This window comes from Paenibacillus peoriae (assembly GCF_022531965.1).
Taxonomy (GTDB): domain Bacteria; phylum Bacillota; class Bacilli; order Paenibacillales; family Paenibacillaceae; genus Paenibacillus; species Paenibacillus polymyxa_D.
In genome coordinates this window covers 1,635,146-1,649,711 of the sequence record NZ_CP092831.1, presented here as the reverse complement: position 1 = coordinate 1,649,711, position 14,566 = coordinate 1,635,146, and the positions used below count along the sequence as shown (strand labels likewise).

Annotated in this window: 19 protein-coding genes and 1 tRNA gene; 5 read left to right on the top strand and 15 right to left on the bottom strand. The window is 40.6% G+C overall.

What is annotated here, in order from left to right; all coding sequences use genetic code 11:
• The first annotated feature begins 149 nt into the window (after positions 1 to 149).
• A complete protein-coding gene (locus tag MLD56_RS07430) occupies positions 150 to 1,421 on the top strand; it encodes an MFS transporter (RefSeq protein ID WP_029516459.1) in 1,272 nt (423 codons plus the stop codon).
• Positions 1,422 to 1,637: 216 nt separating this feature from the next.
• Here MLD56_RS07430 and MLD56_RS07425 read toward each other — a convergent pair.
• Positions 1,638 to 1,711, bottom strand: a tRNA-Pro gene (locus MLD56_RS07425).
• 117 nt (positions 1,712 to 1,828) lie between these two features.
• Between MLD56_RS07425 and MLD56_RS07420 the strand changes: the two genes are divergently transcribed.
• Positions 1,829 to 2,134, top strand: coding sequence for a hypothetical protein (locus MLD56_RS07420; protein WP_029516458.1), 306 nt, complete (start codon positions 1,829 to 1,831; stop codon positions 2,132 to 2,134).
• 43 nt (positions 2,135 to 2,177) lie between these two features.
• Here MLD56_RS07420 and MLD56_RS07415 read toward each other — a convergent pair whose 3' ends face one another.
• Positions 2,178 to 2,582, bottom strand: a complete 405-nt coding sequence (locus MLD56_RS07415; protein ID WP_029516457.1) for a hypothetical protein — start codon at positions 2,580 to 2,582, stop codon at positions 2,178 to 2,180.
• Positions 2,583 to 2,866: 284 nt separating this feature from the next.
• Here MLD56_RS07415 and MLD56_RS07410 point away from each other — a divergent pair, with 284 nt between their 5' ends.
• Complete coding sequence (locus MLD56_RS07410) at positions 2,867 to 3,079, top strand: helix-turn-helix domain-containing protein (protein WP_016820594.1); 213 nt, start codon at positions 2,867 to 2,869, stop codon at positions 3,077 to 3,079.
• A gap of 451 nt (positions 3,080 to 3,530) precedes the next feature.
• Here the strand turns inward: MLD56_RS07410 and MLD56_RS07405 are convergent, their stop codons facing one another.
• The 6 genes from MLD56_RS07405 to MLD56_RS07385 form a co-directional block, all read right to left on the bottom strand.
• Positions 3,531 to 4,253, bottom strand: coding sequence for a hypothetical protein (locus tag MLD56_RS07405; protein ID WP_029516456.1), 723 nt, complete (start codon positions 4,251 to 4,253; stop codon positions 3,531 to 3,533).
• 196 nt (positions 4,254 to 4,449) lie between these two features.
• The gene (locus tag MLD56_RS07400; RefSeq protein WP_029516455.1) at positions 4,450 to 4,824 is read right to left on the bottom strand and encodes a hypothetical protein; all 375 of its coding nucleotides are present in this window, start codon (positions 4,822 to 4,824) and stop codon (positions 4,450 to 4,452) included.
• 155 nt (positions 4,825 to 4,979) lie between these two features.
• Positions 4,980 to 5,114, bottom strand: a complete 135-nt coding sequence (locus tag MLD56_RS25985) for a hypothetical protein (RefSeq protein ID WP_275041136.1) — start codon at positions 5,112 to 5,114, stop codon at positions 4,980 to 4,982.
• Positions 5,115 to 5,143: 29 nt separating this feature from the next.
• A complete protein-coding gene (locus MLD56_RS07395; RefSeq protein WP_029516454.1) occupies positions 5,144 to 5,956 on the bottom strand; it encodes a barstar family protein in 813 nt (270 codons plus the stop codon).
• Positions 5,957 to 6,029: 73 nt separating this feature from the next.
• Positions 6,030 to 6,677 carry a hypothetical protein gene (locus tag MLD56_RS07390; protein WP_029516453.1) on the bottom strand — a complete coding sequence of 216 codons (648 nt, stop codon included), beginning with the start codon at positions 6,675 to 6,677 and terminating at the stop codon, positions 6,030 to 6,032.
• A 27-nt stretch (positions 6,678 to 6,704) separates the two neighbouring features.
• Entirely contained in the window at positions 6,705 to 7,193 is a 489-nt protein-coding gene (locus tag MLD56_RS07385; RefSeq protein ID WP_029516452.1) for a HEAT repeat domain-containing protein, read from the bottom strand.
• A 209-nt stretch (positions 7,194 to 7,402) separates the two neighbouring features.
• Between MLD56_RS07385 and MLD56_RS07380 the strand changes: the two genes are divergently transcribed.
• Positions 7,403 to 8,161 carry a DUF2087 domain-containing protein gene (locus tag MLD56_RS07380; protein WP_029516451.1) on the top strand — a complete coding sequence of 253 codons (759 nt, stop codon included), beginning with the start codon at positions 7,403 to 7,405 and terminating at the stop codon, positions 8,159 to 8,161.
• Between the two features lie 155 nt (positions 8,162 to 8,316).
• Positions 8,317 to 8,658, top strand: coding sequence for a GIY-YIG nuclease family protein (locus MLD56_RS07375; RefSeq protein ID WP_029516450.1), 342 nt, complete (start codon positions 8,317 to 8,319; stop codon positions 8,656 to 8,658).
• A gap of 1 nt (position 8,659) precedes the next feature.
• Here MLD56_RS07375 and MLD56_RS07370 read toward each other — a convergent pair whose 3' ends face one another.
• From MLD56_RS07370 to MLD56_RS07340, 7 genes are all read right to left on the bottom strand, one after another.
• Entirely contained in the window at positions 8,660 to 9,220 is a 561-nt protein-coding gene (locus tag MLD56_RS07370; RefSeq protein ID WP_029516449.1) for a GNAT family N-acetyltransferase, read from the bottom strand.
• A 30-nt stretch (positions 9,221 to 9,250) separates the two neighbouring features.
• Entirely contained in the window at positions 9,251 to 9,808 is a 558-nt protein-coding gene (locus MLD56_RS07365; RefSeq protein WP_029516448.1) for a hypothetical protein, read from the bottom strand.
• A gap of 306 nt (positions 9,809 to 10,114) precedes the next feature.
• Positions 10,115 to 11,059 (bottom strand): class I SAM-dependent methyltransferase, encoded by a 945-nt coding sequence (locus MLD56_RS07360; protein ID WP_029516447.1) that lies wholly within the window; start codon positions 11,057 to 11,059, stop codon positions 10,115 to 10,117.
• 115 nt (positions 11,060 to 11,174) lie between these two features.
• Positions 11,175 to 12,386 (bottom strand): rhamnogalacturonan acetylesterase, encoded by a 1,212-nt coding sequence (locus MLD56_RS07355; protein WP_029516446.1) that lies wholly within the window; start codon positions 12,384 to 12,386, stop codon positions 11,175 to 11,177.
• Between the two features lie 60 nt (positions 12,387 to 12,446).
• Complete coding sequence (locus MLD56_RS07350) at positions 12,447 to 12,929, bottom strand: ribosomal maturation YjgA family protein (protein ID WP_029516445.1); 483 nt, start codon at positions 12,927 to 12,929, stop codon at positions 12,447 to 12,449.
• A gap of 222 nt (positions 12,930 to 13,151) precedes the next feature.
• Positions 13,152 to 13,739, bottom strand: coding sequence for a GNAT family N-acetyltransferase (locus tag MLD56_RS07345; RefSeq protein ID WP_029516444.1), 588 nt, complete (start codon positions 13,737 to 13,739; stop codon positions 13,152 to 13,154).
• Positions 13,736 to 14,449, bottom strand: a complete 714-nt coding sequence (locus MLD56_RS07340) for an HAD family hydrolase (protein ID WP_029516443.1) — start codon at positions 14,447 to 14,449, stop codon at positions 13,736 to 13,738. Before MLD56_RS07340 ends, MLD56_RS07345 begins: the two co-directional genes overlap by 4 nt.
• Positions 14,450 to 14,566 lie beyond the last annotated feature (117 nt).

The following is a 14,566-nucleotide window of genomic DNA, read 5'->3' as shown; positions in this document are numbered from 1 at the left end:
AGCAGAATTTAAAAGGCAGAAGGTCCGATACGATGCAAATTCAAACGTAAAGTGACATTAAAGTCACTTTTCTGTACAATATTCCTACTTTTCACTATTATTTTAATTAGGCATCTAAAAACCGCTTTGAAAGCGAAAGGGATGGAACTGTGACTGGACTAAAACAAGTACTCAGAAACAAGAATTATGTCAGGTTTTTTCTGGCAACCTTCGCCTCACAAATGGGAGGAATTATCGGGGTTACTGCATTCATGTTTTATTTGTTGAAACGGTTTACAAATCAGCCTTATTATGCAACGCTTGCCGAGTTAATGTATTCGCTTCCTATGCTGGTAGTATTTCTCGTAGTTGGAGTGCTGGCAGATCGGATGGACAGACAAAAAATTGCTGTTAATTGTGACTGGATCAGCGCTTTTTTATCCTTATGTTTGCTTATTTTTATTTGGGTCGATTCGATTCCTTTGATATTTGCCCTCCTGTTCATCCGTAGTGCTGCCTCCAAATTTTTCTTCCCGGCCGAAAGTGCCATTATACAGGGAATATTAAGCGAAGATGATTACACCATTGCCGCAGGCCTCAATCAAATGATGGGGAGTCTTTTCATGCTATTCGGAGGAACTCTCGGGGCCGTCGTTTACTGGCACTTTGGAATTACTGGAGCCATCCTAATTGATGCTGTTTCTTTTATTGTGTCTGCACTGCTTATTCGTTCCTGCAAAATTCCAAAGGAAGTACGCCTTCCGAACGGGGCACATCAATTCAAACAATTAAAATTCAAACTTGTCATGATCGATTTTAAACAAGGGTTTCTTTACATATTACGCAACAGACTATTGCTTTGGTTGGTTTCAGGCTTTTTTATGTTCGGTATTTTAAATGGTGGTTTTAGCGTTTTACCGATGTTTATTCTTAAATACAAGCTAGCTCCAGGCAATTACGAGCAGTATATGGTATGGACGGGTATTATTTTTGGGGCTGGTGTGTTGCTTGGTACCCTAATCGCTTCTCTCATCTCTGCCAAGCTAAAACTACACCAAATGATTGCAGCGGGAGTTCTGGTAGCCGGAATGGGTATGTGCACACTTGGATTTGTTAACCACATCTACGCTTTCCTGATTATCAACTTTGTCATCGCACTGATACTTCCGTTCATTAACATCGGCATAGGAGGATGGCTTCCTCGTATTGTAGATCCTCAAATGATGGGACGTGTGCAAGGTTTGATTAATCCGTTAATGATGCTGTCCCAGTCTCTTACATTAGGTTTCATTGCTGTTAGCTTTCCTTCATTTATTTCAATTGAAATTCTGTTTTTATTAGTTGGGGTCTGTACCGTTATTGTAGGAATATACTACACTATTGTGCTTCCCCGTTATGCTGATTACAGTACTTCTTCCAAGACCCTTCAGGAATCTTTATAGGCAAATTAAAAAAGTCATACAGCAGACCATTCCGCCAGCGATTGTTGAGTTGCCACTTCTGCCTCCGAATCCAGTTCAGAGGTGGCTTCATACATTCGTTGCATACGACTAGCTCGTCAAAACCCAGTAGAGACAAAGACTAATAGGGTATGTAATATTCAAAAAAAAACGCCCGGCAGACGCATTAGCTGCATCAGCAGGACATTTTGATTGAAATCGGAGTAGCGGGATTCGAACCCACGACCTCACCCACCCCAAGGGTGCGCGCTACCTAGCTGCGCTATACCCCGATAACCCAGTGTATGTAGATCGATGCTGTTATTTACTATTATATTCTGGTCATAAAATCCTGTAAAGGGATTATTTTCACGTTAAGAGGTCAAAAACAGAGATCATAGGAGCTAACCATGCAAAGCAAAAAATTACTTATCCCCATTGCATTACTTCTTTTAATACAGTTAAGCGTTCCTATCTGCTATACCTTTGCACAGGATAACCTTGTCATAGATCATGAAACGAAAGAGAGAATCAAAGAACAATATGGCTTGGAAGAACCTCAGTCTCCTATATTAGAGCAGCAGCAAAACATTTTATTCGGAGGTGATTGGGGCTTTAATCCTTCTGCCGATGCTGTGATGCTGGAATTGACCATATGGATTCGGAATCCGCTCATTTTCATCAGTCAACAACTGATATATTCGGTGAAATCATAAGCTTTATTTCGACAAGTTCCATGATATAAAGCATAAGAATCATTTATTTCGTAGCAAATTGTCTGCCACCTAAGGTCACTTCATCCTTCTTATTGAAAAGGTTTAATTCAATGGGGCCCCTACCATGTAGCCACAGCAGTTCATCGAATAAAAATGTCAGTCCATCCTTGGCGCGCAAGCGCTCGATGATCTCCGTGACAACTTGCATAAGCTCCCCTTGTACACCCGCTGCCAGTTGCAGACCTCCGCTCTCTCCATCCAGATAAAGATGCGTATGATATGACTGCTCCACCTTCTTCACATGGCGCCGACACAGTAAGCCATTTTCGAGGTAAAAGAAATATTGACGGTCATAAAGAACCCCTTCGCATATCTCATACATATGAGGGTAATCATACGGCCCCTGAACCATGGATACCCGTTCCAATTCCATTACCGATTCTGTCATACATCCTCGCTCCATTCCTTTGTTCAAAGTTTCTTATTTGCCAATATGCTCTCTTTTACAGGTAGTTTTTCAAACTAGGCTGTTGAACGATAATTAATTGCTAATTGTAAAACGTTTTGATACGATAAGCATATTACTATGACGTTCACAAATAACATCTCAATAAACCAAATGCACATTACAGTGTTATTTTTGTTGTTTCTAGAATACATTGAATAGTGTTTATTGTCAATACTTTGATGGGTTTTTTTAACACTATAGAGTGCATTTATCTGGAGGAAAATATGATAAAGATTCATCTTTCCCGTATTATGGGCGAAAAACGAATAAATATTGCCGAGCTTTCTCGCATGACTGGATTACATAGAAACGGAATCACCAAACTTTACAACGAAGAAACAGACGGTGTGAAATTTGATACGCTAGATAAAATTTGTAAAGCTCTAGACTGCCATGTTCAAGATGTTATCGAGTATGTAGAGGATGATACAAATTAGTAAAATGGACTTCTCTTGTTATGGGAAACTGTTTCAATTAGGTTTAGAACCGGCGTACTCCCTAGTGAACTGATCGAATACTTGCCAGAGAGAGCCGTTAACATTCTTACGGCTCTCTGTTCTTTGTGTAATATTCAAAATACTTTTTTACCGATCTTCCACTCAATTAAATTTGAACAATGTAATCCCTTTCTATCAGGCCACTTTAAATATATTTCTCCCACATATTATAAATGTCGAATAAAGCATTGGGTCATTTATATTTTCTCATTTCACCCTTTTTTCCTGTATAAACTTGTACAATCCATACAGTTTCAACTCCTCTTAAACCCATAGAAAAGAAAAACCACATAGAATCAATCCATGTGATTGGAGTGCAAACTCACTATTAAAGAAACATCTTGGACCGAATAAAAAATCGGAACATGTTTTTGCTCTCAATTTAATTTGATTATTTCCTATTACCTTGAAGATTCTTTACAGTTCCAGTAATGGCCTGATAGTGATTAATAATTGAGTTATTTTGAGGATTAGAAGCAAAACTGTTAGAGATTTTATAAGGTCTTCTATTAAAACTACTAATTCCACCTATATTTTTAATAGAAGGGCCATAATTTTGATCGTAGTACCACTCACCATCTAACGTATGGATAAAAAATTCTCCTAAGAAATAGCTTGATAACAGAACGTTTTCCTCCGTCGGTTCTGAACTTAGCAAAGCTTCGATGGTTTTTAGCGACTTTTCATCTTTAAAGTTCAGATTATTTACCTCGACAAATTTCTGTAGCTTCTCAAACCATCCTTTATCCAAAAAATTTGCAGGAGGAAGCGTATCTTTAGGCACATTCTCTTCAAACCATTTTAGAGCATGCTCATCAATAATCTTTCCTAGGGTGATAAATATATCTCGTAATGACTCTTCATCCTCATAGTAATGGAATTTATCTATCTTTGATCCATCAATGAAATAAAAGCTATACACTGATTCGGACTCAGTCATAAAAGTAATGCGTATTGCATTCTCTGTCCAATAACTTTTATCGATTTGGATTGTTTCCTTAAATCCATTGACTACTCTTGTAAAAAACCAAGTATTGTTTAAATGCTCATAAGTAAAGTTCAAAGCAGCTAATTTGTTCCCTATGGTTTTTCTGATAATATTTGATATTTTCACAAAATATTCTCCTTACAAGATAATTGGAACATGCATCCGTGGAACAGGAAAAAATCCTCCTACTCTCAATTTAACGAGCAAATGATCATCTTAGAGCATGTTGTCTCCTAATTATATATTTTCAGAATGAGGAGCTAAAAAGAAACCTCATAGAGATTTATACTCCATATGGTCAAAATAACTATACAATTAATTTTTAATCGTTCAAGAGTTCCTGATTTATTCTTTTCATTTCTTTAAGGCACAAATCAATTCTGTCTAAATCTATGACTGTTTTATCAACGCCAGCTACAAAAAACAACTTTAGCCAGAAAGCATCCTCCTGAGCGTAATTTTCAATAGCTTGTTCAATAGTTTCTTCTGTTAATGACTTCACAATAATATCTGGTGGCGATGCAGGAATAAAATTAATATTCTCTTTGGTCATATAACTAATTAGATTTTTTGGGGTACATACAGCAACAGAGATATTAGTCCCATCTTCAAGTTCAATAAATACATCTATATTATCATCCTCAATATCTGCTATCTGAGATAGCGAAGTTGGATATACAATTTTTTCCACTCTCATTTGGGCCTCCTCATTTACAATAAACATTATATATGATATCAATAACTGTTTGTTCGTTAGCCATATTAGCCTTAGCCAAAATGTTCATTTGGCCATTATTCATTCTAAAAAACACTCTTGCTCCTTTTTCCCCCTTAGGTAATTAATATCTCTTGTTAGATTTCTCGTTCCATTTCCCGTATTAAAATTTCTTTTAAGGAATTTGCCACAAGTTCATCTGCTTCTAAATGTTCTTTCCCTTCGTTTTTACTCATTTCAGAGTATTCTTTCATGTCAAACGGTGGTTGCATTAATTTATATCCATTTCAAAATCCCCTTCTTACTTTGCTATCTTATTCGAAAAAAAATTCACGGTAACACCACCTGATACTAAGATCGTTAAAAGATCCGTAAAATATTGCTGTGGTGAAAATCCATAACATCTCTCTTCTTGATCCCATTCTTCCTCGAATCTTTCCAAGAAATAATGTGCGTTTTTCCAATGGATCGTGAACGGTCCTACTGTTCCAAAACCTCCACAGAGACAGTCCGATATACTGTCCAAGCTAAATCCATAGTACCCTCCGGGTCCATTAATCGCTTCACCAAGTGCTATGAAAACTGTTGTAAAATCAGATATGTATTCGCCGTCCAAGGTGTAGACTTCTCCTCGTTTATCCAGTCTAGCAAAATGATTAGATGCAGAATGTATTCTAGTCACGTTTAGCCACCCGGACCGTTCTTCTTTAGAAAAGCCTTGCCATATATTATTTTCAAGCGACTGAGCACCCTTTAAAAACTCCCATAATCTTAATTCCACAGGGGAGGGCTTCGTTTCAAGTATACCTGTTAACTCCAGATTGAAGTTTCCTTTATTGTAGTTTAGTTTATGGATTATGTAGGATTCAGGTAGGTGATAATGATAGCTTCCAATCACTTTTTCTTCATCATTTAAAATAGCAATGTACAAGTTGTGTACAGATTGTTTTGTCTTTATTATGTTTCCTATGAAATCCTCATTAAAGACAAATTGTTCAAAAATAACCTTTTCATACGTTTCGACAATGATATCACCCGTTAAGCCAACCACATCTCTACAATAACCAACCGTGAGCCCACTTTCATCGTCAATGACAGCAAATCTATATTTCATATCATATCTCCTCACAATAATTATAAGGAATGTAGCATTTAAGGAATCATTTTTAGCTTCTTAGATAGAATAATCAATTATTTTGAAGCCGATAAGGATTGAGATCCTCTACACTTTTTATTTTTTTTAGATCTTCTGCAGGTATTGCAAAATAAATTTTCCCCTTTTCGGACTTAAATGTTAACGAAGCCTCATACTTCTTTTCAACAATCCACTGCTTTATTTCCAACATCTCTTGCAGATAGTGAGTGGCCGAAAAGTTACCTTTAATACAAATTGAAGCTTCTGAGGAGAGTTTTTGACTAACCATAGAATAGCTTGGAACCTCGTCATGGTAGGTTAAAGCATCCTGCCCCATACTAGATACATTTACGATGACTTCTGCATCTGATCCTGTAACTTGCTTTGTTTTTTGTGTTACAGCTTCTTTTAGCTCATCTCTCCACACAGAAGAGGCATAGTCATCCATCATTTGCCCATAATAGTCTTCTTCCACCAAAAAAGAAATCCCTAATCCAGAGATCACATTAGCTATAAATTTATCATTCTTAAGGTCATAATCTACTGAATCAATTTTCCAGTTCATAGTGTATGTTTTATGTAGGTAGTCAGTAACGTTGCTCCGAAATTTGACTCTTTCAATTGGACTTCCTGTTGTAATGGATACAACTATATATGCAATGACAATGATGATCACGAATAAAACAGCTTTTTTTACCACTCCAACCAAACCTCTCTAATAAAAGAATCATGTAAAAAGCTCTAAAGATTCCAGCAAAAAGTCACGCTTATATTTGTTTTTATGATCGGTCAGCTTTCTTCTTATCATTTGTCTACATATATCCTTTTGAGCCTCAGAGATTTTATCTTGCACGGTACTTATCAGTTGGTAGGATTGTCTACTCGCTTCAAAGGTATCATCCAGTAAATCTACCAACATCACAACATAAGTAGATACGTCAAAAAATTCTAAAGCATATAACAGCGTTCCTCTATTCCCCTTGGTCTTTGGATTTTTTAACAAGTCGATAAGAGGTAACACCGCTTCACTGTCTCCTAGATCAGCTAGCGTAATGGCGATTACATTTCTTAGCAATACACTATCCGTCGTTACTAAATATCTCAATAATATTGGAGTGAATGTATGATCCAGCTTTTCACCCACATCCTCTATAATCTTTACCGCTTCCTTTAAATCTCCACTTTCTATGACTTCTTCTAAACGCATTCTGTTCATAGTTTACCAGCCCACTTTATTACAATATATAGCAACTATCCAGTCTTAAATGTAATTCAATAATTTACATATGATAACAATCTGATGTCTCTTTTGTATATAGCGAACATTGTCGAAACCCTAAAGAGATATCCATTCATTGATTTAAAATAAACAAAATGTTATATTGTCTATAAAATAATCATCATTTAATTGAGGTGTTTGCTAAAATGGATCATTCCGAACTATTCTGGAATGCTGGTATCGAAGAACTGAAGCGTGGATATATTCGCCAAGGAGAGCAGGTCATTTGCTTGCTGGACGGACAGCGATTTGAGCAAGGCATCATATATCAGGATCAAGGGGTATTTTATGACGCGGAGAGGTACATGCGACTTCATATTGAGCGGACGTACGGTTCGGTCTTTGACTATTTGATCGGTCTGGACAAAAAGCTGACTGGACTGACGGATCATCAGAATCGGTTGCTTCAGTTATTTTATCAAGGCATGGGCGATGCGGACATTCAAAAGGAAACCGGAATCGGTAGCGCATCCACCATACGCAATCATCGCTTTGGTCTCAAAGAAAAAGAACGACAGGCCAAAGTATTTCTCACATTAATGGAGCTACTAAAGGAGAAAGATCGTCACGCTCCCGCCATTGTAGAAGTACCCATAGGAGCACGGATGGTGGACGAACGCTATAACATTACGGAAGACGAAAGACAAAAGGTACTCACGAAGTATTTTCCGAATGGTACAGACGGACGCCTTAAGACCTTTAAAATGCAAGAAAAGCACAAGCTGATTGTGCTGCGTGAAATTGCGAGCCGTTTTGTGAAGGGACAAATATATCATGAGAAGGATATCAATGCGATTTTACAGGAAGTGTATGACGATTATGTCACGGTGCGAAGATATATGATTGAATACAGTCTGTTGGATCGCAAACCGGATGGCAGTGAATATTGGTTGAAGGAATCTTGAAGCTAGGCGCTTATGAAATCAGCATTTTGCATAATTCGATTCCCAACGCTCGTAGGTACAATATATAGACGAACTAAAGCGTTTCGATCTATACATTGCTGATTTGAAAAGGCTCTTGGGATTTATGCAAAATGCTCAAATAGGAGGATTCGACAATGAATCGAAGAAAAGAACTGGTGCAGCAATACATAGAGATGAAGACAGAGGCAGGAATCTATTGCATTCGCAATACACGTAATGGGAAAATTTTCGTCTCTTCCACGCCGAATTTAAAGTCGCTGAATGGACGGCGTTTTGAGCTAAATATGGGTGGATTTAAGAATAAACAACTGCAACAGGAATGGAATGAGTATGGCGAAGATTCGTTTGAATTTGAAGTGCTGGACGTTTTGAAGAAAATGGAATCCGCGTTCTTTGATGTCAAGGATGCACTAGCAAAGCTGGAGCAGACCTGGCTTGATCGACTCCAGCCTTACGGGGACAAAGGGTATTTGTAAATTACCAATCCACGGGATGCTCTTCCCGAAGGTATCCAAAAATAATAGCGTCGACAAATTGACCTTTTTCATAAAAATAGTCTCTCAGGTGACCCTCTTTAGTAAAGCCACTTTTGAGTAGCAGCCGTTTGGAGCCTTCGTTATCTGGATCAATGAAGGCTTCTATACGGTGAACCTGCGGCAAATGAAAGCCATAATCCACTACCACCGTCATCGCCTCTGTCATCAAACCCTGCCGCCAATATTCCGGTGCCAGCTCATAGCCGATTTCAATACGGGAGTGCTCCTTCTGCCAGTTATGAAATCCAATTGTACCCACGATCCGCTCAGGAGCTTTTTTTAATGTAATCCCCCAACGAAAGCCCTCTTGCTTCTCATATCTGGTTAGCATCGAACGAATAAATTTTTCGGCTTGCTCTACCTCTGTAAAGCTTTCCAAGTCATAATATTGTGTGACCTCATCCTTGGAGAAATAACCGAATACATCCTCCGCATCCCCTACTGTAAGCTGTCTTAAACGAAGCCGATCAGTTTCTAAAATCGGAAACGTTTCCATTGCCATGATCTATCTCCTCCTTCACATCGAAGAACCTTATCTTATCAGCCACCAGCCAATCCCAACTATCACTCCATTGATGAAGAATAATGCAATACATGCTCTCCACTTGCTGATTCCACTTGTTTGAAAAAAACCCGTCACTTTACTACGACACATGAACAACGTAAACAACAAATTCCAAATAATACGCATACCATATTTTACGTAGTATAAAGCAGGGTTTAACTGTACACCGCCCAACGTTGGAGGGACATCTGGAATAAACAGAATTGCACACGTATAACGCATGGTCTCATATGTAAAATAAAATACTGCCAGCCACCAAGCCCACTTCTTACCAAATAACATGCCGATACCGGCAGTCGTCCCTGCCAAACCAAGTAACGCGATAAATCCTTGAAACATGCCCCTACAAATGCCTACTAACGTAGCAGCCTCATTTAATGCATTAAGCGTCAATAGCTGGGTCACCAACAGAAGTGCTCCATTAAAGATCAATAAAATGGCTGAAATGCTTACACCTAAAGGTCGTTCGAAAACCACGTTGGTTACATAATCTTCTACTTCTTTTTTCGTATACAGATCTGACACTTCTTCTACTCTCCTAACCCAATTATATACATCCATTTTCGGGCGGGTTTAATAACAGTATGTTCTCGCCTCATTCCCATATATCGGCTTTTAGGAAAATATGGTTTAATCTTCCCTAAAATTCAGTTATCCGTAGGCTAATCATTATTATTCAGTGCAGCCATGCTGCTAATGATCATCCTCTATGGTGTCAAATTAGCGTCATGAGAATTTCTATCATCAACTGAATCCCAAATAGAGTAATATCTATCCTTATAATACCATTCCAAGAAGGAATCTGACAAATGAATGGACTACTACTAGCGCTTATGAATGTATACGCGTTATTTTCGTGGCCCTGTAACCTTCAGATGACTGGATATACTCTACCTGATAACCCATTCGGGCATCCAAAAGCCCTTCCATAAATGGAAGGCACGGACTGTAAATAAAACTCCCTCCGGGCCGAATGGCTCTAAGCAATTCCATATATTTGCGAGCGTACTCATGAATATTACCATCTGCCTTCAGATGATGATGTATAAAATGATTGGAGAATGCCATATGTGAAACGATCGTTCCCCATGTGCGTTCCCCAAAGGTGGTCTCTAACCAATCTCCTTGAGTGACCCAACCTTCTGTTTCAGCCAACCGATCTGTTCCGTAAGCCTCAATTCCACAGGCACGTAAATAAGTAACCAACCGTGCCTCAGATCCGCAACCAACATCTAGAACAGGCTCTTGCAAACGAGCAATGTCCAATCCTAGCAGATTGGCTTGCAACTCCGGCGTATATTCCTCACAAGGTATCCAAAAGGTATACTCACACTCTGCATACTTAGCAAACATTTCACGTCCGTTGGTACGAGTTAAAAAATCTCTCAAATGCCCGTAATGCTGCTGAAGCAGTAAGTCCAAGGTTGCTCTATCTATAAATTTCTTCTGGAACAGTTTCTCAATACGGGTGAAAAGTCGATCATACAGCTCCGTAAGCTCCCTCACATGAGCTGTGTGAAAATGTAGATATTGATTGGTATTTACAAACTGGGACAGTATTTTAGCCGCTACATCCGTCACAAAAGCGTTATACATATGCTGGCGCTTCAAGCCTTGAAGCATGAGCATCAGTTCTGAGCTTCTCTGCGTCAGCCAGTACGTCATTTCCGTTGAAGGTCCTAACAGAACAGAACCCTCGCGCATATAAAATAAACTCCGATGCTGATTGTACAGGAGTTGACCGTTAATAAGTTTATGAAGTTGAGCGACTGTCATTCTCGCTTCCTCCTTAAGATCCAGAACATTAAAGCCCTACCCAAGCCTAAACAATGTTATCTTTGGGTAGGGCCAGCTTATTTTCTAAGTATACCATGGCTATGGAAATAATGTTTTATTGCGAATCTTCCACCTGTACATAAGAGGATAAAGGAATATTCAGCTCACGTATTCCCTGAGCTACCAGCCGAGCTATTTGCTCCGCACCATATTCCTGAAAATGAGTATCATCCTTCACTCCGTCAGGAAATGCAGGATACACCCCTGGCTCCACATGCAAAAATAACGGGAGTGTTCCTTCCAGTCCAAGTGTATCATAGTACGCTACGCTCAAGCGGCTAAGATCGACCAGTGCAACATTTGTCTCCGATGCTGTTTCCTTCATGGCCTGCACATATTCCGGGAAACTAATCCGAAACGAGGCACTTGCCGCATCATAATCCCGGCGGCCAACAGGAGTAATTAGCACAGGTGTTGCACCGCGTTGGATGGCTCCTTGAATGTAGGTTTTTAAGTAAACTTTGTAATCCGCGGGTGAAACATAACGCTCTTGGTTGTTGATCGCGGCATCATTATGCCCAAACTGAATGAGCAGATAATCTCCTGGACGGATATTGCGTAAAATATCATCTAACCGCCCTTGTACCAGAAAGGTTTTCGTGCTTCGTCCACCAATAGAACGGTTCACAAAAATAGGCTCATCTGTGAAGAACGGAGCAATCATTTGCCCCCAGCCCGCCTGAGGCTTCATCGCGGATTTATAGGTTTGAACCGTAGAATCTCCCGCAAGGTATACCGAAGGATGTTCTCCAGCCGTTCGAGCATCCTTTGGGGTAATAACCAAAGCGTTAATCTTCGCTTCATTACCTGAGAAATACAATTCGAGCTGGCCGTCGATGAGTGCAAGCTCAAATCCAGCCTCCACAAATTGTCCTGCTGTTTTGGCAGTAGGTTCTACCTTGACGATGGACTCGGCTTTAACCGTAATGTCTGTGTTTCCGGCAGTATCTCCGGCAATCAGGGAAAGCGTGTAATCCGCAGGTGGTAAATTGACAACAAAGGATGATCCTTGAACACGAACAAAATCTGAGCGTATAGCATCACTTCCACCACGATCTTCTTCATTCACTTTGGAAAGATCGGTAAATCCATAGCCTCGCTCAGGCGTGTAAACATCATTGGCAGTGACTTGGGTGTAGCCGTCAGCTACCTTGCCGGGGCCAAAATCAAAACGAAGAGGTGCCACAAGCTGTTTTTCGGCTAATGCCTGCCCTGGGATAAGTATGGTTGCAAACAACAAGCTGAACCCTGCGCATAATCCAATCATCTTACCGAACAACCTGTGACGCTTTCCCTTTTGTTTCAAGCGCAACCCTCGCTTTTCAGATTATTTGAGTGGTTTGTCATCGTCTATACGTGTATTGATCCCCGCCAGCTTTTGACAGCCTTGGTCTAGCGCCCAGGATACCACAATGCCAACCGTGTACCTGATCAGATCCGCGGTCAGGAACCCTTTCCCAAGCACCAAGCCGCCCAGTGTCGTTGCCCGAATGTGGTTAATCCAGGGAGCCTGGTACATCTGGCTGAACTCAATGGCGAAGCAAAACAGCAAGCTGCCCCACAGGGCTACGGACAATTGACGATTCACCCCCAACATTCTCAGCCCAAAATAAATCATGCACGCCCACAAGGCATCCCCAAAGTGATTAGCAACGAATTCAGGCAACTGGGAGGAGAAAACTCGGCTTCCCAAACCCAACAAGATCGTGACCAGCACAGCAACTAGGTACGCAGCACGGGCCTTCCAGCGGAATTTCGCCTTTATTTCCCGATTGGCCTTCCTGCTGACGCTCTTACGAACGCTCCTCATGCTAAATCACCTGTCCTAATGCTGGGACATCTTCGCCAAGCTGCTGGAAATTCGTAAAGCATCCTCTTTTGGTTAGCGCTTGCAAGATTGCTGAACCTTTTGCTGATGACATATTGTATGCACACCAACTTGTCTGTATTTTTCATAAAATAATTAATCATAATGAGCCTCCGTAATATCGTACAAACCATCAGCAACTTCCAAACTGTTCATGTGAGGATACTAAAATTCAATACCACGCACCTTGGCAAAAACCATTTCGTGTGCCATGCTTCCCTCTTCATCATACTCGACGTTTCTTAAAATCCCCTCCAGTGTAAAACCTGCACGTTCCGCTACCTTGGCGCTGCGTGTGTTTCTGGAATCACAACGAATCTCCACCCGATTGGCATTCAAATGCTGTATGGCAAAATTCGTAATACCGTGCACGGCCTCTGTGATAATGCCTTTTCCGGTCCATGATGTTCTGAGCCAATACCCAATTTCAAATCTTCGTGCATCCCAATCAATACGATGCAGACCGCTGCTGGCTACAAATTCTCCCGAAACCGTATCAAATATATACAACATCATATCAGACCGATCCAGAAATTTAAGTCTGGCTTGGCGCGAACGGATTTCAGATTCCTCTGCCGTAGGAAGATTTCTTGCAAACGGAAGCCAAGGCCGCAGTTCATTCGCACTCTCTCGCATCGCCTCATTGACTGCCGCCCCATCCCCCCACTGCGGGGCGCGTATGGTCAATCGTTCCGTTTGGAATTGATCAGGGAACGATAAGAGAATCGGATTCGGTTGCTGCTCCATACTCATGATGCACCCTCCTCCTTATTCGTTGAATAACTGCGACGATCCAGCCAACCTGTGATTTCACGCAAACTCCCAATCTGATAGTCCGGTACAATGCCCGTTTCCTGCCACGTCATAAAGCCTTCCAGCCAGATGGTATGCAATCCTGCACTTTGTGCACCACGAATATCATTTGTCGGGTGATCGCCTACATAACAGGCATGGTCGGGATCGACAATGTCCAGCTCATTCAGAGCCAACTCGAAAATTCGAGGATGAGGCTTCTGGATGTTGACGCCACCCGATACGATAATAGAATCCACATAATCCCTCAGCATAACTCGGTCGATTTTCGCTTGCTGCGTGCGGAGTGAGCCGTTGGTAATAATACCGAGCTTCAAGCCACGCGACCGCAGTTCGGACAATACTTCCTTGGCCCCGTCCATCAACACCGTAAACTTATGAAATTCACTATACCAAAAGCCCAGCATCTCTTGTACTGACGTATCGGGATTTTTCAGTTCCAAGTCTGTATGCAGCTCGGTATACAGTTCCCTCTTATCCCGGTATCCGTCCCGATCCGCCAATCGTATCTGTTCAACGACAGCCGCGCGGATCGCCGGTTCTTCTGCCACTATAAATCGTTCTATAAAGCGCTCTGTATATGCGGCAAACGCCTGTTTACGATGAATAAGAGTATTATCCAGATCAAAAATGATTGCTTCTATGGACATAAATAGCTCCCTTCCTTCATCCTCTTACACCGATTAGGCTGAAACAAACTGAATAATTCCTATTAGAAGTAAAAGAAAAAAAATAGACAAGAAAATAATGATCATGTACTTCAAGAT

Excerpts from the sequence above, each read along its gene's own strand:
- MLD56_RS25985 (WP_275041136.1), bottom strand. The coding sequence starts at position 5,114 with ATGCAACCACCGTTTGACATGAAAGAATACTCTGAAATGAGTAAAAAC.
- MLD56_RS07420 (WP_029516458.1), top strand. The coding sequence starts at position 1,829 with ATGCAAAGCAAAAAATTACTTATCCCCATTGCATTACTTCTTTTAATA.
- MLD56_RS07385 (WP_029516452.1), bottom strand. The coding sequence starts at position 7,193 with ATGAACAGAATGCGTTTAGAAGAAGTCATAGAAAGTGGAGATTTAAAG.
- MLD56_RS07340 (WP_029516443.1), bottom strand. The coding sequence starts at position 14,449 with ATGTCCATAGAAGCAATCATTTTTGATCTGGATAATACTCTTATTCAT.
- MLD56_RS07400 (WP_029516455.1), bottom strand. The coding sequence starts at position 4,824 with ATGAGAGTGGAAAAAATTGTATATCCAACTTCGCTATCTCAGATAGCA.
- MLD56_RS07350 (WP_029516445.1), bottom strand. The coding sequence starts at position 12,929 with ATGAGGAGCGTTCGTAAGAGCGTCAGCAGGAAGGCCAATCGGGAAATA.
- MLD56_RS07360 (WP_029516447.1), bottom strand. The coding sequence starts at position 11,059 with ATGACAGTCGCTCAACTTCATAAACTTATTAACGGTCAACTCCTGTAC.
- MLD56_RS07395 (WP_029516454.1), bottom strand. The coding sequence starts at position 5,956 with ATGAAATATAGATTTGCTGTCATTGACGATGAAAGTGGGCTCACGGTT.
- MLD56_RS07415 (WP_029516457.1), bottom strand. The coding sequence starts at position 2,582 with ATGACAGAATCGGTAATGGAATTGGAACGGGTATCCATGGTTCAGGGG.
- MLD56_RS07375 (WP_029516450.1), top strand. The coding sequence starts at position 8,317 with ATGAATCGAAGAAAAGAACTGGTGCAGCAATACATAGAGATGAAGACA.
- MLD56_RS07380 (WP_029516451.1), top strand. The coding sequence starts at position 7,403 with ATGGATCATTCCGAACTATTCTGGAATGCTGGTATCGAAGAACTGAAG.
- MLD56_RS07410 (WP_016820594.1), top strand. The coding sequence starts at position 2,867 with ATGATAAAGATTCATCTTTCCCGTATTATGGGCGAAAAACGAATAAAT.
- MLD56_RS07345 (WP_029516444.1), bottom strand. The coding sequence starts at position 13,739 with ATGAGTATGGAGCAGCAACCGAATCCGATTCTCTTATCGTTCCCTGAT.
- MLD56_RS07355 (WP_029516446.1), bottom strand. The coding sequence starts at position 12,386 with ATGATTGGATTATGCGCAGGGTTCAGCTTGTTGTTTGCAACCATACTT.
- MLD56_RS07370 (WP_029516449.1), bottom strand. The coding sequence starts at position 9,220 with ATGGCAATGGAAACGTTTCCGATTTTAGAAACTGATCGGCTTCGTTTA.